This is a genomic window from Paraburkholderia sp. J41 (assembly GCF_905220235.1).
Taxonomy (GTDB): Bacteria; Pseudomonadota; Gammaproteobacteria; order Burkholderiales; family Burkholderiaceae; genus Paraburkholderia.
Genome location: NZ_CAJMZE010000015.1, coordinates 111,453 through 135,349 on the forward strand (window position 1 = coordinate 111,453; position 23,897 = coordinate 135,349).

At 65.5% G+C, this 23,897-nt stretch carries 18 protein-coding genes; 7 read left to right on the forward strand and 11 right to left on the reverse strand.

Annotation, left to right across the window (positions count from 1 at the left end; genetic code table 11):
• The first annotated feature begins 128 nt into the window (after nt 1-128).
• From U5805_RS17545 to U5805_RS17560, 4 genes are all read left to right on the forward strand, one after another.
• On the forward strand, nt 129-929 hold the full coding sequence (locus U5805_RS17545; protein ID WP_322104757.1) for an inositol monophosphatase family protein: 801 nt from the start codon (nt 129-131) through the stop codon (nt 927-929).
• 227 nt (nt 930-1,156) lie between these two features.
• Nucleotides 1,157-2,455 carry a lysophospholipid transporter LplT gene (lplT, locus tag U5805_RS17550; RefSeq protein WP_322104799.1) on the forward strand — a complete coding sequence of 433 codons (1,299 nt, stop codon included), beginning with the start codon at nt 1,157-1,159 and terminating at the stop codon, nt 2,453-2,455.
• Nucleotides 2,456-2,582: 127 nt separating this feature from the next.
• Nucleotides 2,583-5,336, forward strand: coding sequence for a DNA mismatch repair protein MutS (gene mutS, locus U5805_RS17555; RefSeq protein WP_322104758.1), 2,754 nt, complete (start codon nt 2,583-2,585; stop codon nt 5,334-5,336).
• 97 nt (nt 5,337-5,433) lie between these two features.
• The gene (locus tag U5805_RS17560; RefSeq protein ID WP_322104759.1) at nt 5,434-6,762 is read left to right on the forward strand and encodes a hypothetical protein; all 1,329 of its coding nucleotides are present in this window, start codon (nt 5,434-5,436) and stop codon (nt 6,760-6,762) included.
• Nucleotides 6,763-6,815: 53 nt separating this feature from the next.
• Here U5805_RS17560 and U5805_RS17565 read toward each other — a convergent pair whose 3' ends face one another.
• The gene (locus tag U5805_RS17565) at nt 6,816-7,358 is read right to left on the reverse strand and encodes a peptidylprolyl isomerase (protein WP_322104760.1); all 543 of its coding nucleotides are present in this window, start codon (nt 7,356-7,358) and stop codon (nt 6,816-6,818) included.
• A 32-nt stretch (nt 7,359-7,390) separates the two neighbouring features.
• Here U5805_RS17565 and U5805_RS17570 point away from each other — a divergent pair, with 32 nt between their 5' ends.
• Nucleotides 7,391-8,626, forward strand: coding sequence for a cupin domain-containing protein (locus U5805_RS17570; RefSeq protein ID WP_322104761.1), 1,236 nt, complete (start codon nt 7,391-7,393; stop codon nt 8,624-8,626).
• A gap of 230 nt (nt 8,627-8,856) precedes the next feature.
• Nucleotides 8,857-9,126, forward strand: coding sequence for a hypothetical protein (locus U5805_RS17575; protein WP_322104762.1), 270 nt, complete (start codon nt 8,857-8,859; stop codon nt 9,124-9,126).
• A gap of 218 nt (nt 9,127-9,344) precedes the next feature.
• On the opposite strand, the gene U5805_RS17580 is transcribed toward U5805_RS17575, so the two are convergent.
• From U5805_RS17580 to U5805_RS17590, 3 genes are all read right to left on the reverse strand, one after another.
• Nucleotides 9,345-11,612: an ATP-dependent DNA helicase gene (locus U5805_RS17580; protein ID WP_322104763.1), complete on the reverse strand. Its 2,268-nt coding sequence runs from the start codon at nt 11,610-11,612 to the stop codon at nt 9,345-9,347.
• A gap of 74 nt (nt 11,613-11,686) precedes the next feature.
• A complete protein-coding gene (locus U5805_RS17585) occupies nt 11,687-11,920 on the reverse strand; it encodes a DUF465 domain-containing protein (RefSeq protein ID WP_322104764.1) in 234 nt (77 codons plus the stop codon).
• A gap of 87 nt (nt 11,921-12,007) precedes the next feature.
• Complete coding sequence (locus tag U5805_RS17590; RefSeq protein ID WP_415914622.1) at nt 12,008-12,964, reverse strand: hypothetical protein; 957 nt, start codon at nt 12,962-12,964, stop codon at nt 12,008-12,010.
• A 256-nt stretch (nt 12,965-13,220) separates the two neighbouring features.
• Between U5805_RS17590 and U5805_RS17595 the strand changes: the two genes are divergently transcribed.
• Nucleotides 13,221-15,611 carry a Tex family protein gene (locus U5805_RS17595; protein WP_322104766.1) on the forward strand — a complete coding sequence of 797 codons (2,391 nt, stop codon included), beginning with the start codon at nt 13,221-13,223 and terminating at the stop codon, nt 15,609-15,611.
• Nucleotides 15,612-15,722: 111 nt separating this feature from the next.
• Here U5805_RS17595 and U5805_RS17600 read toward each other — a convergent pair whose 3' ends face one another.
• From U5805_RS17600 to hflK, 7 genes are all read right to left on the reverse strand, one after another.
• Nucleotides 15,723-17,609: a potassium transporter Kup gene (locus U5805_RS17600; RefSeq protein WP_322104767.1), complete on the reverse strand. Its 1,887-nt coding sequence runs from the start codon at nt 17,607-17,609 to the stop codon at nt 15,723-15,725.
• Between the two features lie 281 nt (nt 17,610-17,890).
• Nucleotides 17,891-18,460 (reverse strand): phosphoribosyltransferase, encoded by a 570-nt coding sequence (locus tag U5805_RS17605; RefSeq protein ID WP_322104768.1) that lies wholly within the window; start codon nt 18,458-18,460, stop codon nt 17,891-17,893.
• A 24-nt stretch (nt 18,461-18,484) separates the two neighbouring features.
• Nucleotides 18,485-19,831 carry an adenylosuccinate synthase gene (locus U5805_RS17610; RefSeq protein WP_322104769.1) on the reverse strand — a complete coding sequence of 449 codons (1,347 nt, stop codon included), beginning with the start codon at nt 19,829-19,831 and terminating at the stop codon, nt 18,485-18,487.
• Between the two features lie 153 nt (nt 19,832-19,984).
• Complete coding sequence (locus U5805_RS17615) at nt 19,985-21,136, reverse strand: ATP phosphoribosyltransferase regulatory subunit (protein ID WP_322104770.1); 1,152 nt, start codon at nt 21,134-21,136, stop codon at nt 19,985-19,987.
• A 114-nt stretch (nt 21,137-21,250) separates the two neighbouring features.
• Nucleotides 21,251-21,442, reverse strand: coding sequence for a DUF2065 domain-containing protein (locus U5805_RS17620; protein ID WP_322104771.1), 192 nt, complete (start codon nt 21,440-21,442; stop codon nt 21,251-21,253).
• Between the two features lie 47 nt (nt 21,443-21,489).
• A complete protein-coding gene (locus U5805_RS17625; protein ID WP_322104772.1) occupies nt 21,490-22,389 on the reverse strand; it encodes a protease modulator HflC in 900 nt (299 codons plus the stop codon).
• A gap of 12 nt (nt 22,390-22,401) precedes the next feature.
• Complete coding sequence (gene hflK, locus U5805_RS17630) at nt 22,402-23,868, reverse strand: FtsH protease activity modulator HflK (protein WP_322104773.1); 1,467 nt, start codon at nt 23,866-23,868, stop codon at nt 22,402-22,404.
• Nucleotides 23,869-23,897 lie beyond the last annotated feature (29 nt).

Here is a 23,897-nt window from a genome sequence, read left to right on the forward strand (position 1 = left end):
CTCCGTTGACGGGACAGGCAACGCCGGGCTTTTGAGCTTCGCGACCTGTCCAATCGTTAGGCGCTTTTATCTTTCGCATCACGGGCGCGCGTGCTACACGCGAGCGTCCGACAACAAGGATCTGGCTCATGCATCCCATGCTCAACATCGCTGTCAAGGCCGCGCGTCGCGCCGGACAGATCATCAACCGCGCCTCGCTGGACCTCGACCTCGTGCAGGTCTCGAAGAAACAGCACAACGATTTCGTCACGGAAGTGGATAAAGCGGCCGAAGCCGCCATCATCGAAACGCTCCAGACCGCCTACCCCGACCACGCGATTCTCGCCGAAGAATCGGGCGAATCGGCGAACGAATCCGAATACCAGTGGATCATCGATCCGCTCGACGGCACCACCAACTTCATTCACGGTTTCCAGTATTACTGCGTGTCGATCGCGCTCGCGCACAAGGGCCTCGTGACGCAAGCCGTGGTGTACGACCCGACGCGCAACGACCTCTTCACCGCCTCGCGCGGCCGTGGCGCGTTCCTCAACGACCGCCGCATTCGCGTGGGCCGCCGCGACCGTCTCGCCGACGGCCTGATCGGCACGGGCTTCCCGTTCCGCGAAAAAGACGGCCTCGACAGCTACTGCGAGCTTTTCGCCGCCATGACCAACGCCTGCGCGGGCCTGCGCCGCCCCGGCGCGGCCGCGCTCGATCTGGCGAACGTGGCGGCGGGCCGCATGGACGGATTCTTCGAGCAAGGGCTCAATCCGTGGGACGTGGCGGCGGGCGGCCTGCTCGTGACGGAAGCGGGCGGACTCGTCGGCAACTATACGGGCGACTCGAACTTCCTGCGCGTGGGCGAAGTGGTCGCGGGCAACCCGAAGATCTACGCGCAAATGGTGCCGATCCTCTCGAAGTACACGCGCATCGGCAAGGCGGCTTGAGGGACAATGGCGGCCATCCGGGCCGCGTGAGCGGCAAATGAGTCGCCGCAAGCGGGCCGCCCGGCTTATGTGATTAAATCACGCGGACAGTTCGCGCATGAGCATCGAGCGGCTTCGGCCGCTCTTTTGTTTCCTGCCCGCTTCCACGCCCTCTTCCGTGCATCCCGCGCCGCACTGCACGCTCTTTCCCGCTTCGACGCGCGCGAGCGCATCCGATGAAAAAAGCGATGAAAAAAGGCTTCTATACGATCATCGCCGCGCAGTTCGTGTCGTCGCTCGCCGACAACGCGCTGCTGATAGCGGCCATCGCGCTGCTCAACGTGATGTCCTCGCCGGCGTGGATCACGCCGCTGCTGCAAATCTTCTTCACGGTCTCGTACGTGCTGCTCGCGCCGTTCGTCGGCGCGTTCGCCGACGCCTTGCAGAAGCGCCACGTCATGTTCGTCTCGAACGCGCTGAAGGCGGCGGGCTGCCTGCTGATGATCGCGGGCGTGCATCCGATGATCGCCTACGGCGTGGTCGGTTTCGGCGCGGCGGCGTACTCGCCCGCCAAGTACGGCATTCTCACCGAGCTGCTGCCCGCTGACCGGCTCGTGGCCGCGAACGCATGGCTCGAATCGGCGACGGTGCTCTCCACCATCGTCGGCACGATGATGGGCGGCGCGCTGGTTTCCACCTACGCCGACCGCTTCGTCGCGCACCACCATTTGCCGCTGCTCCATTCCGCCGCCGATCTCGCGATGTTCGCCACGATGCTTACCTACGCGGCGGCCGCGCTCATCAACGTGGGCATTCCCGACACGCACGCGCGCTACGAAAACCGCCTCAAGCAGCCGGGCCGCCTCGTACACGACTTCATCCACTGCTTCAACGTGCTCTGGGCCGACAAGCTCGCGCAAATCGCGCTCTGGGTCACGACCCTGATGTGGGGCGCGGCCGTCACGCTACAACTGCTCGTGCTCAAATGGGCCGACGCGAACCTCGGCCTTTCGCTCTCGAAAGCCGCCGTCATGCAGGGCGTGACCGGGCTCGGCATCGCGCTCGGCGCCGCGGCCGCGGCCGCGTGGGTGTCGCTGCGCGCCTCGCTCAAGGTGCTGCCGGTAGGCATTCTGAGCGGCATCGTCGCCATTGCCATGGCCTTTTACAGCAAGAACCTGTTTCCGGCCGGGGAAGGTATTCGTATCGGCACCTTCATCCTGCCCTTCTACCTCCTGTTCGCGTATCCGCTGATGATCGTGCTCGGCACGCTCGCGGGTTTTTTCATCGTGCCGATGAACGCGCTGTTGCAGCACCGCGGCGCCACGCTGCTTTCCGCCGGCCATTCGATCGCGGTGCAAAATTTCAACCAGAACCTCGCGGTGCTGCTCATGCTCGGCGCGTATGCGCTGCTGCTCACGGCGAAAATGCCGGTGCAGTGGATCATTGTCGTGTTCGGCATCTTCGTTTCCACGATGATCTGGCTCGCGAAACGGCGCAGCGCGGCCAATGCGCGCACCATGGACCTCGCCGCGCTGGTCGACGACTAGCCGCCGGCAGCAGCGTTCCCGCGAGCATGGCACGCGGCGGGTTCGCGCGGTATCGGCCGAACGGCTAGCTTTACATGCGAACGGCGCGCGTTAAACTCACGCCCTGAACTCCAGCAAGACACCGAGGATGGCTACACATACCGCCGGCCCAGCCGACATCGCCCAACATACCCCCATGATGCAGCAGTATTTACGCATCAAGGCCGATCATCCGGGCACGCTCGTGTTTTATCGCATGGGCGACTTCTACGAGCTCTTTTTCGAAGACGCCGAGAAAGCCGCGCGCCTGCTCGATCTCACGCTCACGCAGCGCGGCGCTTCGGCGGGCAATCCGATCAAGATGGCGGGCGTGCCCCACCATGCGGTCGAGCAATATCTCGCGAAACTCGTGAAGCTCGGCGAGTCGGTGGCGATCTGCGAACAGATCGGCGATCCGGCCACGTCCAAGGGACCGGTCGAGCGCAAGGTGGTGCGCGTCGTCACGCCCGGTACGCTGACGGACGCCGCCCTGCTCTCCGACAAGGCCGACGTCTATCTGATGGCCGTATGCCCCGCGCACAACCGGCGCGGCGTGCCGGTCAACGTGGGGCTCGCGTGGCTCAATCTCGCGAGCGGCGCATTGCGTCTTGCCGAAGTCGCGCCGGATCAGGTCGCCACGGCATTGGAACGCATTCGTCCGGCTGAAATTCTGGTTGCGGAAATGCCGGCGGAAAGCGCGGGCTGGACGCCGCCGTCGAGCCACGGCGCGCTCACTCGCGTGCCCGCGTGGCACTTCGACGTGAGTTCGGGCAAGCAACGCCTGTGCGCTCAGCTCGCGGTTGCGAGCCTCGATGGCTTCGGCGCGCAGGCGTTCGTGAGCGCGTGCGGCGCGGCGGGCGCGCTGCTGCTCTACGCGGCGGCCACGCAAGGCCAGCAGTTGCGCCACGTGCGCAGCCTCAAGGTGGAAGCCGAATCCGAATACATCGGGCTCGATCCCGCCACGCGCCGCAATCTGGAATTGACGGAAACGCTGCGCGGCACGGAATCGCCCACGCTCTGCTCGCTGCTCGATACGTGCAGCACGACCATGGGCAGCCGGTTGCTGCGTCACTGGCTTCATCACCCGCCGCGCGAAGCGGCCGTCGCGCAAACGCGCCAGCAAGCCATCGGCGCGCTGCTCGATGCGCCGCCGCAGGCGAGCGTCGATACGTTGCGAAGCGCACTGCGCCAGATCGCCGACGTCGAACGCATCACGGGCCGCCTCGCGCTGCTTTCGGCGCGCCCACGCGATTTGTCCAGCCTGCGCGACACCTTTGCCGCACTGCCTGCGTTGCGCGAACAGGTTGCGGCCGCCAGCGGCGCCGCGCCCTCGCTGCTGCGTATCGCCGAAGCGCTCGAGCCGCCCGCCGAGTGCGCCGCGCTGCTGCAACGCGCCGTCACCGCCGAACCGGCCGCGATGGTCCGCGACGGCGGCGTGATCGCGCGCGGTTACGACGCGGAGCTGGACGAACTGCGCGACATCTCCGAGAACTGCGGACAATTCCTGCTCGACCTCGAAACGCGCGAGCGCACGCGCACGGGCATCGGCAATCTGCGCGTCGAATACAACAAGGTGCATGGCTTCTATATCGAAGTCACGCGCGGCCAGACCGACAAGGTGCCCGACGATTACCGGCGCCGCCAGACGCTCAAGAACGCCGAACGCTATATCACGCCCGAACTCAAGACGTTCGAAGATAAGGCGCTCTCCGCGCAGGAACGCGCGCTCGCGCGCGAGAAGGCGCTCTACGACGCGTTGCTGCAAGCGCTGCTGCCGTTCATTCCCGATTGCCAGCGCGTGGCCGCGGCACTCGCGGAACTCGACCTGCTTGCCGCTTTCGCCGAACGGGCGCGCGCGCTCGACTGGAATGCGCCGGCGTTTTCGGACACGCCGGGCATCGACATCGAGCAAGGCCGCCATCCTGTCGTCCAGGCGCAGGTCGAGCGCTTCATCGCCAACGACTGCACGCTCAACGCCGAGCGCAAGCTGCTGCTCATCACCGGCCCGAACATGGGCGGCAAATCCACTTTCATGCGGCAAACGGCGCTCATCGCCCTGCTCGCGTATGTGGGCAGCTACGTGCCCGCGAAGCGCGCGTGCTTCGGTCCGATCGATCGCATCTTCACGCGCATCGGCGCCGCCGACGACCTCGCGGGCGGCCGCTCCACCTTCATGGTGGAAATGACCGAGGCCGCCGCCATTCTCAACGACGCCACGCCGCAAAGCCTCGTGCTCATGGACGAAATCGGCCGCGGCACGTCGACCTTCGACGGCCTCGCGCTCGCATGGGCCATCGCGCGGCATCTGCTTGCGAACAACGGTTGCCAGACGCTGTTCGCCACGCACTATTTCGAACTCACGCAACTGCCCGCCGAGTTTCCGCAAGCGGCCAACGTGCATCTTTCCGCCGTCGAGCACGGCCGGGGCATCGTGTTCCTGCACGCCGTGGACGAAGGCCCCGCGAGTCAGAGCTACGGCCTGCAAGTCGCGCAACTCGCGGGCGTGCCGTCCGCCGTGATCCGCGCGGCGCGCAAGCACCTCGTGCATCTCGAGCAGCAGTCTGCGGGACGGCCGGCGCCGCAACTCGATCTGTTCGCGATGCCCGCACCCGATTTCAGTGACAACTTCGGCGACGACTTCGGCGAGGGCAACGGCGCCCACAGCGACGACAACGGCGGTGACAACAGCGGTGACGACGGCGGCCCGCAACTCAAGGACAGCGCCGCCGAAGCCGACCCGGCCGCCTCGCTCGTGGCCGAGCGATTGCGCGCGCTCGATCCCAACGAGCTGCGTCCGCGCGAAGCGCTCGATCTGCTGTACGAACTGCATGAACTGGCCACCACGCCGGACGCCAAACGCTGAGCGCCGGCTCGCGCCGCCGCCGCGTCCCTCGGGTCGCGGCGGCGTTGCCACGCGCTATCTGAAAATCATGCGCGGCGCGGCGTGCGCCTTGTGCTCAATGAGCGCGCTATGGCTCGCGTCGTCCGCGACGCTCGCGTATGCGCAGTCGCCGCGCTACGCGTTCGCCGTCATCGCCAACGCGGTCACGGCCCCCGCCGAGGAAGCCACGGCGCAACGATTGATCGACGCGATCGGCCGCGACCCGCAAATCTCGTTTGTCGTCTACGACGGCAACCTCAAGGGCGCGCGCGAACTCTGCGCCGATCACGTCTACGATCGCCGCCATGCGATGCTCGACGCCTCGCGGCCGCCGCTCATTTTCGTGCCCGGCGAACGCGATTGGGTCAGTTGCGGCACAAACGGCTCGGGCGCTTACGATCCCGTCGAACGCCTCGATTTCCTGCGTCAGAATTTTTTCGCCGATTCGAATTCGCTCGGCCAGAACCCGCTCACGCTGACCCGCGAAAGCGAAGTCTCGCGCTTCCGGCCTTATCGTGAAAATGTGCGCTGGCAGCTCGGCGATACCGTGTTTCTCGCGCTGAACGTGCCCGACGGCAACAATCACTATCTCAATGCAGGCGGGCGCAATGGCGAGTTCGAAGATCGCGTGATCGCCAATGGTTTCTGGCTAGAACACGCGGCCGAGTACGCAAAGCGCCGCAATGCGCGCGCCATCGTCATCTTTATGCAGGGCAACGCATTGCCCGAGCACTACGATCGCACCGATCACTTCGCGTGGCTGCGGTTCCGGCGTGCGCCGCGCGACGGTTACGCCGAATTGCGTCGCAGCCTCGTGAAGCTCGCGCAGGCATTTCGCGGCCCTGTCGTTCTCGTGAACGCCGACGACACGAAGCTTCCGCGCGGCTTTGCCATCGACCAGCCGTTACGCACGGAAAAGGGCGTGAAGATAGAAAACGTCACGCGCATCGCGTTTTCGCTCCACGAGCCGCAAACGCAATGGCTTGAGGTCGACGCCGACATGGTGCGCAGCACGCCGCTGCGCGTGAGCGTGCGCGACGTGCCGAAGCATTTGCCGCTGCTGCCGCCGCAGCCGCCAGGGCTCATGCCGGGCTCGGCTTCGTCGCCGGCCGTGCCGGAGATGCCGGAAGTATCGTCGATGCCCGACGTCACCGAAATTCCCGGCATGCCGCAAGCGCCCGACGTCACGCCCGCACCCGCGCCGGGCACGGCTTCGTCGTCGGTGGCGCCGCCTGCCGGCAATGGCGTTGTCATGCCGCGCTGGCCATCGTCCGGCGTTCAGAACGGCGGGAGCAATGCGAATGGCGCAAACGGCGCGAATGGCATGAATGGCACAAGCGGCACAAACGGCGCAGGCATAAATACAGGAGAGCCGCCCGTCGCTCCCGCGTCGGGCGGCTCATATTGATTGATCGCCGCTGATGGCTGGTTGGCGCTGCCCGGCTGTGGCAGCGGCCTCGATCAGTGCAGCGTAGGCTTCGCGTCTTCGTCGTCGCCGTCTTCTTCGTCTTCGTCGACAACTTCAAGGCCGTCGGCACCGTGCGCGTGCTCGTGCTCGATTTCGTCTTCGGTCGCCTCGCGCACTTCCTTGACCGTCAACTGGAAGCGCAGCGCCATGCCCGCGAGCGGGTGGTTGCCGTCGAGCACGACCTTGTCTTCGGCAACGTCGGTGACGGTATAGATGAGCGTGTCGAGATCCTCGTCCCCTTCCTCGGGCGTGCCTTCGAACTGCATGCCCACTTCGAGCGGCTCGGGAAAGCGGGTGCGCGGCTCGATCTTCACGAGGTCGGAATCGTACTCCCCGAAAGCGTCCTGCGGCTCAAGCTGGATCTGGGTCTCGAAGCCCGGCTCCTTGCCGTCCAGCACTTCCTCGATCTTGGGGAACGTGCCATCATAGCCGCCGTGCAGATAGACCATCGGCTCGTCGCTTTCCTCGATCAGATTGCCCTGTGCATCCGATAGCTTGTACGCGACCGAAACGACGGTGTCCTTTGCGATTTTCATTCGATCCTCCAGATTACAGACCACATTATACGATGCCGAAGCGGTCCCCAGACCACCCGGTGGATGCGCGCAAGCGGCGCGCCTCCGTCTCCCCGGCATGCCCTGCGCCGAATGTCCCGACACCGCTGTTAGGCGGTATCACGCCGGCGCAGTTCATGCAGAAATATTGGCAGAAAAAGCCGCTCCTGATCCGCCAGGCGATTCCCGGCATCGAAGCGCCGCTCTCGCGCGACGAACTGTTCGCGCTGGCCGACAGCGACGACGTCGAATCGCGCCTCATCACGCATTTCCGCCGCCGCTGGACGCTCGAGCATGGCCCGTTCGCGCCCGACGAGTTGCCCACGCCCAAAACGCGTCAGTGGACGCTGCTCGTGCAAGGCGCCGACCTGCACGACGATCACGCGCGCGCCTTGCTCGAACGCTTTCGCTTCGCCCCCGACGCGCGCCTCGACGACCTGATGATTTCCTACGCGACCGATGGCGGCGGCGTCGGCCCGCACTTCGATTCGTATGACGTGTTCCTGTTGCAGGTTCACGGCAAGCGCCGCTGGCGCATCGGCGCGCAACGCGATCTCTCGCTGGAAGAGGGGCTGCCGCTGAAGATCCTCGCGAACTTCGAGCCCGAGGAAGAGTGGGTGCTCGAACCCGGCGACATGCTCTATCTGCCGCCGCACATCGCGCACGACGGCGTGGCCGAAGGCGAATGCATGACCTGCTCGATCGGCTTTCGCTCGCCTTCCACGAACGAACTGACGAGCCAGTTTCTCTACTGGCTCGCCGAGCGCCGCGGCGACGACTCCTCCGGCGGCAAGAACACGCTCTATCGCGACCCCGACCAGCCCGCCGTGACGCATCCGGCGAAGTTGCCCCCGGCGCTCGTGGAGCGGGTTGCCGGCGTGCTTGCTAAAGTGCGCTGGAGCAGCGCGGACGTGTCCGCGTTCGTGGGTTCGTACCTTTCGGAACCGAAATCGAATGTCGTGTTCGATGCCCCTGAAAAACCGCTCGATGAGCGGCGTTTCGTTGCACAAGCTTCGAAAAAGGGGATAACACTCGACCGCAAGACGATCCTGCTTTACGATTCGCGCTCGTATTACCTGAACGGGGAACAGTACTTGCTCAAGGAAGCGGGAAAGTGGCTCCCGGTATTGGCCGACAACCGCTTTCTGGACGGGAAACGCTTTGTAACACTCTCACACGATTCGTGTGTGACAGCGTTGCTACACGAGTGGTATCGTGCGGGCTGGATACGGGCCGGAGGGCTTGCCTAAGCGCTTCGGACTGTTTACCGTACTAATATAGTGCTTGTATGAGAAAGACAACGTATTGTCCCCGGATTGTCGACGGTCGATACGAAAGTGCCTATAATTTCCGCCCAGGCCGTAGGGAAGATTCACGCTCTTGCTGTGCGTCTCCACCAGCGGCTCAAGGTCGGTGTTGGGGCACATTACCGGTTTTATTTTGCGCTGTTGCTTACCTTTAACCATAAAAGGACGTGATCATGAAGAAATCCCTCCTCGTAGCATCCCTGCTGGCAGCTGTTGCACTGGCTGCGTGCAACAAGAGCAGCGACCAAGCTGCTGCGCCGGCTAGCGATGCGACCGCTGCTTCGGCACCGGCTGCTGCCGCTTCGGATTCCGCAGCTGCTGCTTCGGGCGCTGCTGCTGCTGCGAGCGACGCTGCTGCTTCGGCTTCGACGGCTGCTTCGGACGCTGGCGCTGCCGCTTCGGACGCTGGCGCTGCTGCTCCGGCATCGGGCGCAAGCCAGTAAGCTGCGTTCGCACGAGGCTCGTCCGGATCTTCGGGTCCGGCGAGCATCGAGGCGGACCGCCGCGTAGTCGGGCATTATCGCCATACGCGCGGCGGGCAAGCAAAAAAGCCACGAACTCAGGTTCGTGGCTTTTTTGTTTTTCGGCGCTTCATTTTGTGACGGTTTATCAAGCCATGCGTCGAGCGGCGCATGCAAGCGCGCATGTTATGCATCGCGCATCATGCGTCCTGTACGCCCTGCTCCTGCGCTTCCTTATCCTCGAAAAACGCCTGCACCACCTCGATTTCACGTGTGCGCTTGAACGGCGGCAAGCTCTGCCAGATGCGTCGGCCGTACGGTTTATCGACGAGGCGCGTGTCGCAGATCATCAGCACGCCGCGATCGGTTTCCGCGCGAATCAGCCGCCCCGCGCCCTGCTTGAGCGTAATGACCGCTTGCGGCAACTGATGAACCGCGAACGGGCTCAGCCCTTTCTTCGTGAGCGCATCGAGCCGCGCGGCAAGCACCGGGTCGTCGGGCGGCGCGAACGGCAGCTTGTCGATGACGACGAGCGAGAGCGCGTCACCGCGCACATCCACGCCTTCCCAAAAGCTCTGGCTGCCCACGAGAATCGCGTTGCCGTAAGCGCGAAACCGTTCCAGCAGCTCCGTGCGGCTCGCGTCGCCTTGCACGAGCAGCGGCGTATTCCAGCCGCGCGCCTCGATCGTGTCGCGCAACTTCGCGGCGATGCGGTCCACGGCGCGCAACGTCGTGCATAGCATGAACACGCCGCCGCCCGATGCCTCGATAGCCGGCAATGCCGCGTCGAACACAGCATCCGTGAATTGCGGCGACGACGGCTGCGGCATGTTGCGCGGCACGTAGAGCAGCCCTTGCTGCGGATAGTCGAAGGGGCTCGGCAGCGTCATCGAGCGGCGCGAGCTGAGGCCCATTTGCGCCGCGTAGTGCGTGAAGTCGCCCTTCACCGAGAGCGTCGCCGACGTGAAAATCCACGTGCGCGGCACGCCGGCGCGCTGCTTCGCGAAGATCGGCGCGACGGAAAGCGGCGTCTCGTGCAACTGCACCGTATGCGAGAACACTTCGACCCAGCGCACCTTTTCCTCGGCGTCGCGAACCGGGTCCGCCGTTTCGCCTTCCTGCGCCTCGGGCTTGCGCCCATCGCGCGGTGCGGGCGCCTCGGCGGGCACGGTCCAGCCCGCGAGCACGCCTTGCAGTTCGCGTGCGCGACGCAGGCACGCGCCCAGCGACTCCGCGCGCTCGGCCTGCCCGGCAAGCGCCGTGGCGAGCGTGCCAAGCTCCGTTTGCAACGCGTCCAGCGCGTCGAACAGCGGATGATTCTCGGGCAATTGCGTGATCGCGACGCGCAGCGAATCTTCCTTGAACGCCAGGCGCACGTCGCGCGCGGCGCGCTCGAGCCCGGCCGCGAGCTTGACCCACTCGACCGCGTCGCGCGCATGGCTCAAGCCTTCGGCAACGCAATCGCGCGCAAGCTCCAGAAACTGCGTAGTCGAAAGCGTTTCGCCGAAGAACAGCGTGGCCGTTTCGGGCAACTGATGCGCTTCGTCGAAAATGATGGTGTTCGCGCTCGGCAGCAATTCGGCCATGCCGGTGTCGCGCAGCATGATGTCGGCGAAGAACAGATGGTGATTCACCACGACGATGTCGGCCTGCTGCGCCTCGCGGCGCGCCTGCATCACGAAGCAGTCCTTATAGTGCGGGCAGTCCTGACCCAGACAGTTGTCGCGCGTGGACGTGACCATCGACCAGACGGCCGCCGTTTCCGGCACGCTCGCGAGTTCGGCCTTGTCGCCGGAGCGCGTGATCTTTGCAAAGCGCACGATTTCCTGTAGATACGCCGTGTCCTGGCGCGACGGCAGGCGGCCGTTGTCGGCCGTGCGTTGCAGGTAGTAATGGCACAGGTAATTCGAACGGCCCTTGAGCATCGCCACGCTCACCGGCACGGCGAGCGCGTCGCGCACCGTGGGAATGTCGCGCGCGAAAAGCTGATCCTGCAAATGCTTCGTGCCCGTGGAAACGACCACCTTGCCGCCCCACAGCATGGCCGGGACGAGATATGCATAGGTCTTGCCGGTGCCCGTGCCCGCTTCGACGATCAGCGTGTTGTCGCCCGCTTCGGACGCGGCGCGCGCGGCGTCTTCCGCACCCGCCTGCGCGAGCGGCGCGCCACGTTCGAGCCGGCGTGCGGGCCGCGCCTGCAATTCGAACATCGCGGGGTCGGGCTGCGCCTGCGCGGAAGCTTCCATCGCGGCGGCGACGGCGCTCGACATTTCGATCTGCGCGGCACGCGGGCGGTAGCCTTCGATCCTGCGCGCGAGCAGGCCATCGGCGGCAAACAGTTCCTGGAGTTCGGCGGCGCGGCGCGCACTCAATGCGGGCGCCGCGACCGTTTGCGTCGCGCGTGCGCCGGCTTCCGGCGCGCCGCTTTCGCGCGCGGGCCGGGAACGGGAGACGGTCGTTGAATTCAAGGCAAGCGGTTCCTGCTCGTTCCGGGCGGGCGCTCGCGTCGATCGCCGCAGCCCGGCGCTTGCCGGGACCGGGATCAGGCGTGCCCGTCCGAAGTCTTCGTTGAATCGGGGTCCAACTGCAATTGCAGCAGGATGATGTTGTCCTTGACCTTGAGCTTGCGCTTTTTCAGCCGCTGCAATTCGAGGTCGTCGTAGTCCGCGGTGCCGGACATCCGGTCTATCAAGCGATCCAGGTCGCCGTGTTCCGATTCCAGTTGCAGAATGCGGTCACGAAGGACCTCGGCCTTGACTGCACGTTGCTCGCGCATGCTCGCCTCCTCGACTAAGGTGGCGCGCGTCCGGCTGAGGACGGCGCGCCTGAGGTTGCTGTCCGGCTAAAAAACGTGTGACTCGTGTTACTGGCCTTGCTGCTGCTGTTGCTGCTGCTTGAGTTGCTGCTGTTGTTGCTGTTGTTGCGCTTGTTGCTGCTGCTTCTGTTGCTGGGCTTTCTGGGCGGCCTGTTGCTGGCGCGCTTCCACGTCGGCCTTGTGCTTGGCGGCGTCTTCCTGCTTCTGCTGGAAGCGCTCGGCCTTCTGTTCGCGTTCCTGCGCCTTCTGCGCACCCTGCGCGCGAGCCTGATCGAGCTGCTTCTGGAAATTCGCCTGCTTCTGGTCGTAAGCAGCCTGATTCGCGGCACGCTGCGGCTGTTCGCCCTCGCGCTGCGCCTGAGCCAGCGCATGCTGACGCTGCTTGTCCTCGTAAGCCTGCTCGTTCGCCGCGCGCTGCGGCGCCTCGGCCTGGCGCTGTGCCTGATCGAGCGCATGCTGGCGCTGCTTGTCCTCGAACTGCTTCGCGCTGGCCGCCTCGTTCGCGGCGCGCTGCGGCGCATTCGCCTCGTCCTGCGCACGCTGCAACGCGGCCTGCTGATCGCGCTGCTGCGCATGCACGGCGCGTTGCTCGTCGTCGAGCGCGAGCTGTTCGCGGCGGATATCGGTCTGCACCACGCGCATCTGGTCGCGCGCCTTGCCCAGACAGTGATTCACGAAGAACGTGCTGTAGCAGTCGTGCTGCGCGACGCCGTAGCGGTAGTTGTTCTCCTCGCTGCGACGGTCCAGTACCTTCTGGCGCGCCGCGAAGCCTTCTTGCTGCGCGGCGCTCTCCGAGGCGTCTAGCGGCGCGGCGGCCACGCCGGAGGCGGCGAGCGCATCCGATGCGGCTTCGGCCGGAACCGCCTGCGCGAGGGCCGGAACGCTCGCGCCCACGGTCAACGCGACGGCGCAAATCGCCCCGAGGGCGGTGGTCCGCCATGCGGCGCCAAAGCGCGCTTCGAACCGGGCAAGGGGCAAATCAGGGAAGCGGCGGGAGGTCGTCAACGTCTTCTGGGGTCAGCGGAACATGGCCGAAATTCTAACACCCCGTGGGTTGAGCGCTTGGCCATTTATGGCAAAATGCCCCGCTCCACCGGCCGGCGGCGAAGCCCGGCGGGCGCATAAAAAGCGCCGGAAACGCGCGGCGCGTGCCGTGCGCGGCCTGTGCGGCCCCGCGCCCTCCTCCATGCGGCCATCCTCCATACGGCCATCGGACGCAAACCGGACCGCAAACCGATCCTCGCAGGAATACCCAGACCCTATGACGGAAACCGTAGCACTCAAGATCGTCCAGCGTATCGCCACCGAACTGACCGTGCAGCCGCGCCAGGTGGCCGCCGCCGTTCAGCTTCTCGACGAAGGCGCCACTGTTCCGTTCATCGCCCGTTACCGCAAGGAAGTCACGGGCAATCTCGACGATACGCAACTGCGCACGCTGGAAGAGCGTCTGCTTTATCTGCGCGAACTCGAAGATCGCCGCGCCACCATCCTCGCGAGCATCGAGGAGCAAGGCAAGCTCACCGACGAATTGCGCGGCGCCATCGAGGCCGCCGACAGCAAGCAGGTGCTGGAAGATCTCTATCTGCCCTACAAGCCCAAGCGCCGCACGCGCGCGCAGATCGCGCGCGAAGCGGGCCTCCAGCCGCTCGCCGACGCGCTGCTCGCCAATCCGCTGCTCGACCCGCAGACGGAAGCCGCGCAATACGTCGACGCAGAAAAGGGCGTCGCGGACGTGAAGGCGGCGCTCGACGGCGCGCGCGACATTCTCTCCGAGCAATTCGGCGAAACAGCCGAACTGCTGGGCAAGCTGCGCGACTGGATGCACAACCAGGGCGTGGTGATGTCGAGCGTGGTGGAAGGCAAGGAAAACGAGGAAGGCGAGAAGTTCCGCGACTACTACGATTACGCCGAAACCATCAAGACGGTGCCCTCGCATCGCGCGCTCGCCCTCTTTCGCGGCCGCAACGCCGGCGTGCTGATGGTCAAGCTCGGTCTCGGCGGCGAGCAGGACGCGCAGGTGCCGCATCCCGGCGAAGCGCTGATCGCGCGTCACTTCGGCATTGCGAACCAGGGCCGGCCGGCCGACAAATGGCTCTCCGACGTGTGCCGCTGGTGCTGGCGCGTGAAGGTGCAGCCGCACATCGAAAACGAACTGCTCACGAACCTGCGCGAGCAGGCCGAAACCGAGGCGATCCGCGTGTTCGCGCGCAATCTCAAGGATCTGCTGCTGGCCGCGCCGGCCGGCCCGAAGGCCGTGATCGGCCTCGATCCGGGTTTGCGCACGGGCGTGAAGGTGGCCGTGGTCGATCGCACGGGCAAGCTGCTCGCGACCGACACGATCTATCCGCACGAACCGCGCCGCGACTGGGACGGCTCGATCGCGAAACTCGCGCGCATCGCCGCGCAAACCCAGGCGGAACTCGTCAGCATCGGCAACGGCACGGCTTCGCGCGAAACCGACAAGCTCGCGAGCGAGCTGATGTCGAAGCATCCCGAACTCAAGCTCCAAAAGATCGTCGTCTCCGAAGCGGGCGCGTCGGTGTATTCGGCGTCCGAACTGGCCGCGAAGGAATTCCCGGAACTGGACGTTTCGCTGCGCGGCGCGGTGTCCATCGCGCGCCGCCTGCAAGATCCGCTCGCCGAACTCGTGAAGATCGAGCCCAAGGCGATCGGCGTCGGTCAGTATCAGCATGACGTGAACCAGCGCGAACTCGCGCGCTCGCTCGACGCCGTGGTCGAAGACTGCGTGAACGCCGTGGGCGTGGATGCGAACACGGCATCGGTCGCGCTGCTCGCGCGCGTGTCGGGCCTGAACGCGACGCTCGCGCGCAATATCGTCGATTATCGCGATGCAAACGGCCCGTTCCCGTCGCGCGAGCACCTCAAGAAAGTGCCGCGTCTCGGCGACAAAACCTTCGAGCAGGCCGCCGGCTTCCTGCGCATCAACGGCGGCGAGAATCCGCTCGATCGCTCCTCCGTACACCCGGAAGCGTATCCCGTGGTCGAGCGCATGCTCGCGAAGATCAAGCGTTCGATCGGCGACGTGCTGGGCAGCCGCGAAGCGCTCTCGGGGCTCTCGCCGACCGAATTCGTCGACGATCGTTTTGGTCTGCCGACGGTGCGCGACATTCTGAGCGAGCTGGAAAAGCCAGGCCGCGACCCGCGCCCCGAGTTCAAGACGGCGACGTTCCGCGACGGCGTGGAGAAGGTGTCGGACCTCGTGCCCGGCATGCTGCTCGAAGGCGTCGTGACCAACGTGGCCGCGTTCGGCGCGTTCATCGACGTGGGCGTGCATCAGGACGGCCTCGTACACGTCTCGGCCATGTCGACGAAATTCATCAAGGACCCGCACGAAGTCGTGAAGGCCGGCCAGGTCGTCAAGGTGAAGGTGCTCGACGTCGACGTGAAACGGCAGCGCATCGCGCTCACCATGCGTCTCGACGACGATCCCGCGAGCAGCGGCGCGTCGCGCGGCGGCGCGGCGGCAGGCGCTGGCCGGGATTCGCGCGATTCGCGTGATTCGCGCGGCGGAAATCGCGACGCTCGTGACAATCGCGACAATCGGGGCGGCGGGGGCGGCGGCCAGCGTTCGCGTGAAGCCGAACCGGCCGGCGCGATGGCTGCCGCGTTCGCGAAACTCAAACAGCGCTAAGAGGAACGAAGCGGCATGACCGAGCCGCTTCGTTCCCTTGCGCCGCGCACGCAACAGCCAACAAAAAAAGGCGCCTCGGCGCCTTTTTTGTCGTTTCGCGAAACGCGTCGATCAGATCTCGATCTTCGTGCCCAGTTCGACCACGCGATTAGCAGGAATGCTAAAGAAGTCCGTGGGCTTCGCGGCGTTCTGATGCATCCACGCGAACACGCGCTCGCGGAAGATCGACATGCCCGGCAACTGCGTCGGCACCACGGTTTCGCGCGCGAGAAAGAACGACGTGTCCATCATCTCGAAGGTCATGTTGTGCTGGCGGCCGATTTCCTCGAGCACGGCCTGCACGTCGGGGGTTTCGTTGAAGCCGTAATCGGCTTTCGCCAGATAGAGCCCGCCGCCGATGTCCTTCACCGTCACGCGCTCCGCATTCGACACATAAGGAATGTCGCGAATCAGGAACGTGAGAAAAATCGTGCGCTCGTGCAGCACCTTGTTGTGCTTGAGGTTGTGCAGCAGGCTCACCGGCACGAGCGTTTCGCTGCCCGTGAGGTAGATCGCCGTGCCCGAAACGCGATGCGGCGGATGCGCGAGCAGCCCTTGCAGGAACGGCATGAGCGGAATGCCGTCGGCGGCCGTGCGATCCTTCACGATCATGCGGCCCTTGAACCACGTCATCAGCAGGAAGAACAGCAGCGCGCCGATGCCGAGCGGCAGCCAGCCGCCCTCTTCGACCTTGAGCAGATTCGCGCCGAAAAAGCCCAGATCGACGGCCAGCAACACCGCGATGATGCAGGCGACGAGCCCCCTGTTCCACTTCCACACCTTGACCATCACCACGCTCACCAGCACGGTGGTGATCACCATCGTCGCGGTCACGGCAATACCGTACGCGGCCGCCAGGTTGTCCGAACTCTTGAACGCCACCACGATGCACAAGATGATGAACAGCAGCATCCAGTTCACGACCGGCACGTAGATCTGGCCGATGGCGAGATCGGACGTGTGCAGCACCTTCATGCGCGGCACATACCCGAGCAGAATGGCCTGACTCGTGAGCGAATACGCGCCCGAAATCACGGCTTGCGAAGCGATCACCGTGGCGACCGTGGAAAGCACCACGAGCGGCAGCAGCGCCCACTCGGGCGCCAGCAGGAAGAACGGGTTTTCGATCGCGCGATGGTTCTGCATCAGCAGCGCGCCTTGCCCGAAGTAGTTGAGCACGAGCGACGGCATCACGAGCGTGTACCACGCGCAGCGAATGGGTTTCGCGCCGAAGTGGCCCATGTCGGCGTAGAGCGCTTCCGCGCCGGTCAGCACCAGCACGACGGAGCCGAGCACGACGTAGGCTTGCAGCAGGTGCGCGCCCATGAAACTGAACGCGTAATACGGATTGAGCGCCTTGATGATGGCCGGCGATTGCACGATGTGCGAAACGCCCAGCGCAGCGATGGTCACGAACCACAGCACCATGATCGGCCCGAACAGTCGGCCCACGAGCGCCGTGCCGTGGCGCTGGATCCAGAACAGCAGCACGAGAATCACCATCGTGAGCGGCAGCACGAGGTGCGAGAGCTTGGGCGCGGCGATCTCCAGACCTTCCACCGCCGACATCACCGAGATGGCCGGCGTAATCACGGCATCGCCATAGAACATGCACGCCCCGAAGATGCCGAGCGCCGTGAGCACCGCCACCGCCTTGCTCTTGCGGTTGAAGGAGCGCATGGCGAGCGCCATGAGCGCGAGCACGCCGCCTTCGCCGTTGTTGTCGGCGCGCATCACGAACAGCACGTACTTGATGCTCACGACGATCACGATCGCCCAGAACAGCAGCGAGATCACGCCGAGAATGGACGTATCGTTGAGCGGAATGCCGTGCGAAGGGCTGAACGCCTCCTTAAGCGAATACAGCGGGCTCGTGCCGATGTCGCCAAACACCACGCCGATGGCCGCTACGGCAAGAGACGGTAGCGGCTGTTTGGCCTCGTGTGTGTTAGTTGTCATATACGCAGTAATCCGTTTGAGGCGGAAAAAACGAGCGCTATTCTAAACCGGGCGGCGCAAGATTCCGAGCCGTAGTCGCCGCACTGCCACATACCTTGTCCCCGCGCAGTTTAGCATCGCCCCCCAATGCCGTCTGCCCGCCTGCGCGGCAACGCGGAACACCCGCGCCGGCGCGGGCCTTGCGCCACGCGGCGGCAAAAAAAAACGGAGCCACGAGGGCTCCGTCTGCGATGTGGATGCCGCGCACGACGCGGCGTCCAACATTACGGTATTACGGCAAATTACTTCTGCGCGTCCTGCGCCTGCTGCAAACCGCGCTTGATCCACGCACCGAGGTTGTGCGGTCGCACCGTGTCCCATTCCTCGAACGGCTGATGAATCCACGGGTTCGTCGGCAGATGCTGGACGAAATAGTCCGGCGTCACTTTCGAGCAGCCCTTGTACCAGAGCACCGCCGAGCGCACGCCGGTCACGGCCGGATAACGCTCCCTCAGATGCTCCTGCACGCGCGCGAGGGTGACACCCGAATCGACGAGGTCGTCGACGAGCAGCACGTTGCCTTCCAGATGACCGCGCGTCATCGTGATGTATTGCGCGATGTCAAGTTCGCCCTGCTCCGTGCCGGCCGCTTCGCGATACGAGCTGGTCGCGAGAATCGCGAGCGGCAGATCGTAGATGCGCGAGAGCTGGTCGCCCACGCGCAGCCCGCCGCGCGCGAGGCACAGAATCTGGTCGAATTTCCAACGCGATTCATGCACCTTCAGCGCGAGCAGTTCGATCAGCCGGTGATATTCGTCCCAGCCGACCCACAGGTTTTTCTCGTCGTTGCGCGGGTCCGTCATTTGAATCATCTTTGCTTCTACCTTCTTACGACCTTAAACCTTGAACGGGTGACGCAGCAGGATCGTTTCGTCGCGATCCGGGCCGGTCGAAACCATGTCGATCGGCACGCCGGCGACTTCCTGCACGCGCGCGAGATAAGCCTGCGCGCTCTGCGGCAGCGCGTCCCATTGCGTGATGCCGATGGTGCTTTCGTTCCAGCCTTCGAAGGTTTCGTAGACCGGTTCGCACGCCGCAACCTGCGAGGCGCCGCGCGGCAGAATGTCCACGTCCTGGCCGGCGACCTTGTAGCCCACGCACAGCTTCACTTCCTCGAGACCGTCGAGCACGTCGAGCTTCGTGATGCACAGGCCCGTCACGCCGTTGATCTGGATCGAGCGGCGCAGCGCGGCGGCGTCGAGCCAGCCGGTGCGGCGCGGACGGCCCGTGACCGAGCCGAATTCCTTGCCGACCTTGGCGAGCGTGAGGCCCACTTCCTCCTGGCGGTCGGCGTTGTCGGCATCGTACAGCTCGCTCGGGAACGGACCCGAACCCACGCGCGTGCAATACGCCTTCGTGATGCCCAGCACGTAGTTGAGCTTTTGCGGACCGACGCCCGCGCCCGCCGACGCGGCGCCCGCGACGCAATTGCTCGACGTGACGAACGGATAGGTGCCGTGGTCGATGTCGAGCAGCGTGCCTTGCGCGCCTTCGAACAGCAGGTTGCCGCCTTCGTGATTGACGTCGTAGAGACGGCGCGAAACGTCCGTGACCATCGGCTTCAGGCGCTCGGCGTACGAGAGCATGGTGTCGAGCGTTTCCTGATAGTCGACCGCCGGCGCGCCCAGATACTGCGTAAGCACGAAGTTGTGATAGTCGAGGTTTTCGCGCAGACGCGCCGCGAAGGTTTCCGGCTCGAACAGGTCCTGCACGCGCAGACCGCGGCGCGCCACCTTGTCTTCGTATGCCGGACCGATGCCGCGGCCCGTGGTGCCGATCTTCGCGGCGCCGCGTTTCGCTTCGCGCGCCTGGTCGATGGCGATGTGATACGGGAGGATCAGCGTGGTGGCTTCGGAGATGAACAGACGCTTCTGAACGTCGATGCCCGCTGCTTCCAGCTCGCCGATTTCCTTGAAAAGCGCTTCGGGCGAGAGCACCACGCCGTTGCCGATGTAGCAGGCGACGCCGGCGCGCATGATGCCCGAGGGAATGAGGCGAAGAATGGTTTTCTTGCCGCCGATGATGAGCGTATGGCCGGCATTGTGACCGCCCTGGAAACGCACCACGCCTTGCGCGTGATCCGTCAGCCAGTCGACGATCTTGCCCTTGCCTTCATCGCCCCATTGGGTGCCCACGACGACGACGTTACGCCCCGGGGTTACATTCACTGCGCTGGCAGACATGGTGTTTCGTTAGCTGGTTAAAAACGTATTTTACCTGGGTTCCGCGGCAAGACCGCCTTTTTTTCCCGGACTTCGCGGAATTTCTCTTTGCGCTCAACGGCATGCGCGCCGCGAAGCGCCTGCGAGGGCGCCTTCGCGACAACCCAAAAAACGTCAGGCGCGAGTCTCGACGACCCAAACGCCGCCCTGCTCGACCAGCACGCGATCGAACGCGAATTCTTCCATGTCGTGCTCGTGGCCGGGCAGCGCCTGGATCACGACTTCGCCCGCATCGCGCAGCGCGGCCACCGCCGCGCGCAGCGTGTCGTCGTGACGCCACGGCGCGAGAATCGCGCTGCTGCGGGCTTCGACCGGCGAAATGCGCGCCACTTCGCGCAAATCGAGCGAGAAACCGGTGGCCGCGCGGGCGCGGCCGTAAGCCTCGCCCACCTTGTCGTAACGGCCGCCGCGCGCCACGGCGTTGGGCACGCCGTCCACGTAAGCCGAGAACATCACGCCGCTGTGGTACGCATAGCCGCCGAGATCGGCGAGATCGAGCATCAGCTCCGCGCCCTTGACCTCGCCGACGAGAAACGCGAGGTCGTCGAGCGCGCGCGCGATCCCCGGCAGCGCGGGCAGCCGCACGCGGGCTTCGTCGATCACGTTCGCGTCGCCGTAGAGCGAGGGCAGCACGCGCAAGGCATTGCGCGACGGCTCGGCAAGGCTCTGCGTGAGTTCGGCGAGGCGCGGCACGTCCTTGCCGGCAAGCGCTTCATACAATGCGTCGCCGAGCGCGGCCGCGTTCGGATCGGCTTCGAAGATCGCCGCGAGCACGCCCGCGTGCGACAGGTCGAGCCGCACTTTCGCGAGGCCCGCGAGGCGCAGCGCGTCGAGCAGCAATTGCTGGATTTCGAGGTCGGCTTCGAGGCCCGCGTGACCGTAGATTTCGGCGCCGATCTGGATCTGCTCGCGCGTCGCGTGCAGGCCGCGCGGACGCGTATGCAGCACGTTGCCCGCGTAGCACAGGCGCGTCACGCCCTGGCGGTTCAGCAGGTGCGCGTCGATCCGCGCGACCTGCGTCGTCATGTCGGCGCGCAGGCCGAGCGTGCGGCCCGAAAGCTGATCGACGAGCTTGAAGGTGCGCAGGTTCAGATCGTGCCCGCCGCCCACCAGCAGCGACTCGATGTATTCGAGCAGCGGCGGCATGACGAGTTCGTAGCCGTAGGTGCGAAAGCGGTCCAGCAGCCGGCGGCGCAACTCTTCGATCTTGCGCGCCTCGGACGGCAGCACGTCCGCAATGTTCTCGGGAAGTAACCAGGTCGACATCGGTTGAGTCCTACGACAGTCCTACGACGATTAGGCCGCGCGCGGTGAAATACCGCGCGGGCCGAAAAACAAAAAATCCGGCGATCCGGCCGGGCAGGCGCCGCGCTTTCGCGCTCAGGTCGCCAGCATCAGCAGCACGAGGCCGAGCGCCATCACGATGAGTCCGCCAATACGGATGTGATGCGGCGGCCGTTCCGCGATTTTACGGAACGTCTCGCGCCACGCGGTCGGAAAGACGAACGGGAACATGCCCTCGATAATCAGCATCAGCGCGATCGCGAGCAAGAGGGAGCCGGCTATGTCCATGCGAAGGAAGCGCCGCGCTTGAGGCGCGGCGCCTTGTCTCTTGTTGTCTAGTGTTTGCGAGGCGCGGCCGGCGCGGGCGAACTGTCGCCGTTCGGGCTGCGCATGTAGCGGAAGAAGTCGCTCGACGAATCGACGACGACCACGTCGCCGGGTTTGAAGCTCTCGCGGTACGCCTGCATGCTCTGGTAGAACCGGTAGAAGTCCGGATCGCGCCCGAATGCCTGCGCCGCGATGGCCGCGGCCTTGCCGTCGCCTTCGCCCTTGATCGCCTGCGCCTGGGCGTACGCATCGGCAACGATGCCTTGCTGCTTGCGCTCGGCGTCGTCCTTGATCTGCTGCGCCTCGGCCGCGCCCTTCGCGCGCTCCTCGGCGGCGCCCTGCTCGCGCGCGGCGCTCATGCGCTTGTAGACCGTATCGGCGAGTTCGGGCGGATAGTCCAGACGCGTGAGTTCGATGTCGACCACGTCGATGCCCAGCGGCGCCGCCGCCTGACGCAACGCGTCGCGCGCGCTGCTGGCGATGGCTTCCTGCCGGCCCAGCGCTTCGCTCAACGTGACCTTCGAAAATGCGTCGCCCAACGCGTCGCGCGTGAGTTCGGCGAGCCGGTCGGAGAGCGTCTGCGCGTCGCCCTTGGTCGCGGCGAACAGCTTGAGCGGCTCGCCGATGCGATAACGCACGACCGGATTCACGAGCAGCTCGGTTTTGTCCGACGTGGTGTAGCGGTCGGCATCGGGCGCGTCGAACGCCTGGATGCGAGTGTCGATGAGCGTCGCGGTCTGGAACGGCGGCGGCAGCTTCACGTGCAGGCCGGGACCGGCGAGCGCGGCCTTCGCGCCGCCCGACGACGACACGATGGCCACGTGGCGCGGATCGACCATGAAGACGGCCGACGACGCAACCAGCACGAGAACCACGACGGCGACGACGAGCGCAATGATCTTGTTCATGTCGGCGCTCCGTTATTGCGTGTCGTCTTCGCGGCCGCGCGAGCGGAACGCGTCGCGCGAACGGAAGGCGTCGCTGGCGGCGGCTGCCGCGTCGCTGGCCGAGGGCGCGGGCACCGCGCTCTGCGGCTGAACCTGCGGCTGGACTTGCTGTGAATCGCTGCCCGCGCCGCCCGTGGTGCTTGCCGCCGGCGCGGCCGGCGCCGACGACGCACCGGAGCCGGAAGCCGGCGCCGCCGTGGCGGACGGCGCACTCGCGACGCCCGCCGCGGCGGCGGCTGCGGCGGCGCGCTGACGCGTGGCGTCGACGAGTTTGTCGAGCGGCAGATAAATCACGTTGTTGCCCGATTTGCTGTCGACGAACACCTTGGTCGTATTCGAATAGATGTGCTGCATGGTGTCCAGATACATGCGCTCGCGGATCACGGCCGGCGCTTTCGCGTACTGTTCGTAGACCTGCGAGAAACGCTGCGCGTCGCCTTGCGCCTGCGCGACCGCGCGGTCGCTGTACGCCTTGGCGTCGTCGACGAGGCGCGCGGCGTCGGCCTGCGCGTGCGGCAGAAGCTGGTCGGCGTAGGCTTGCGCGTCGCGCTTCGCGCGTTCGCGGTCCTGATGCGCCTTGGCTTCGTCGTCGAAAGCGGCCTGCACCTGGTCCGGCGCCGCGACGCTCTGGATCGTCACGCCCGTGACGCCCAGCCCCGTTTTGTACTGATCGAGCGCGTGCTGGATGGTGTCGGCGAGTTGCGCGCGGATCGGCTCGCGGTCGGCGTAGAGCATGTCGCTCGTGCTGCGCGCGCCCACCACCGCGCGCACCGCCGCCTGCGCGGCCTGAGTCACGGTGAGGTCGGGATCGACGCTGCGGAAGAGGTAGTCGGTCGGCTGCTTCACCTGGTATTGCACGAGGAAGCGCACGTCGATGATGTCGCCGTCGTGCGTGAGCACCGAGGCGTCCTTCACGTTCGCGGGACGCACGAGATTGCTGCGGCCGATCTCGATCGTGCGGATCTGGCCGACGTTGACGATTTCGTGGGTCTGGAACGGATACGGCATGCGCCAATGCACGCCCTGGCCGACGGTATGACGATACTGGCCGAACTGGAGCACGACGCCGGCCTGGCCTTCCTGCACGACGAACACGCCGCTGCCGACGTAAATGGCGATCAGCACGCCGAGCACGATGCCCACGCCGATGCGCGCGCCGTGCCCGTTGTCGGGACGCGGGCCGAAACCGCCCGGACCCTTGTTGCGGCGGCCGAAGAACGCCGAGACGCGGCGGTTGAAATCGCGCCACATTTCGTCGAGATCGGGCGGACCGTCACCGTTGTCGCCGTTATTGCCGCCCTTGTTGCCGTTATTGCCCGACGGGCGGCGCGGGTCGTCGGAGCGCTGGCCATTGCCCTCGCCCCGCCCCCAACGCGGGTCGTTCAGCGAGAAAATGGCGCGCGCGCGCTGCCAGCCCATCCGCTTGTTGTAATCGTTCACCTGTGTTCGTTCACCAGAGTAGACAGCGG

Coding starts and splice junctions, on each gene's coding strand:
- U5805_RS17575 (WP_322104762.1), top strand. CDS start 8,857: ATGAAGAAATCCCTCCTCGTAGCATCCCTGCTGGCAGCTGTTGCACTG.
- U5805_RS17625 (WP_322104772.1), bottom strand. CDS start 22,389: ATGAACAAGATCATTGCGCTCGTCGTCGCCGTCGTGGTTCTCGTGCTG.
- U5805_RS17545 (WP_322104757.1), top strand. CDS start 129: ATGCATCCCATGCTCAACATCGCTGTCAAGGCCGCGCGTCGCGCCGGA.
- U5805_RS17585 (WP_322104764.1), bottom strand. CDS start 11,920: ATGCGCGAGCAACGTGCAGTCAAGGCCGAGGTCCTTCGTGACCGCATT.
- U5805_RS17560 (WP_322104759.1), top strand. CDS start 5,434: ATGAGCGCGCTATGGCTCGCGTCGTCCGCGACGCTCGCGTATGCGCAG.
- U5805_RS17565 (WP_322104760.1), bottom strand. CDS start 7,358: ATGAAAATCGCAAAGGACACCGTCGTTTCGGTCGCGTACAAGCTATCG.
- U5805_RS17615 (WP_322104770.1), bottom strand. CDS start 21,136: ATGTCGACCTGGTTACTTCCCGAGAACATTGCGGACGTGCTGCCGTCC.
- U5805_RS17595 (WP_322104766.1), top strand. CDS start 13,221: ATGACGGAAACCGTAGCACTCAAGATCGTCCAGCGTATCGCCACCGAA.
- lplT (WP_322104799.1), top strand. CDS start 1,157: ATGAAAAAAGGCTTCTATACGATCATCGCCGCGCAGTTCGTGTCGTCG.
- U5805_RS17620 (WP_322104771.1), bottom strand. CDS start 21,442: ATGGACATAGCCGGCTCCCTCTTGCTCGCGATCGCGCTGATGCTGATT.
- mutS (WP_322104758.1), top strand. CDS start 2,583: ATGGCTACACATACCGCCGGCCCAGCCGACATCGCCCAACATACCCCC.
- U5805_RS17570 (WP_322104761.1), top strand. CDS start 7,391: ATGCCGAAGCGGTCCCCAGACCACCCGGTGGATGCGCGCAAGCGGCGC.
- U5805_RS17605 (WP_322104768.1), bottom strand. CDS start 18,460: ATGATTCAAATGACGGACCCGCGCAACGACGAGAAAAACCTGTGGGTC.
- U5805_RS17610 (WP_322104769.1), bottom strand. CDS start 19,831: ATGTCTGCCAGCGCAGTGAATGTAACCCCGGGGCGTAACGTCGTCGTC.
- U5805_RS17600 (WP_322104767.1), bottom strand. CDS start 17,609: ATGACAACTAACACACACGAGGCCAAACAGCCGCTACCGTCTCTTGCC.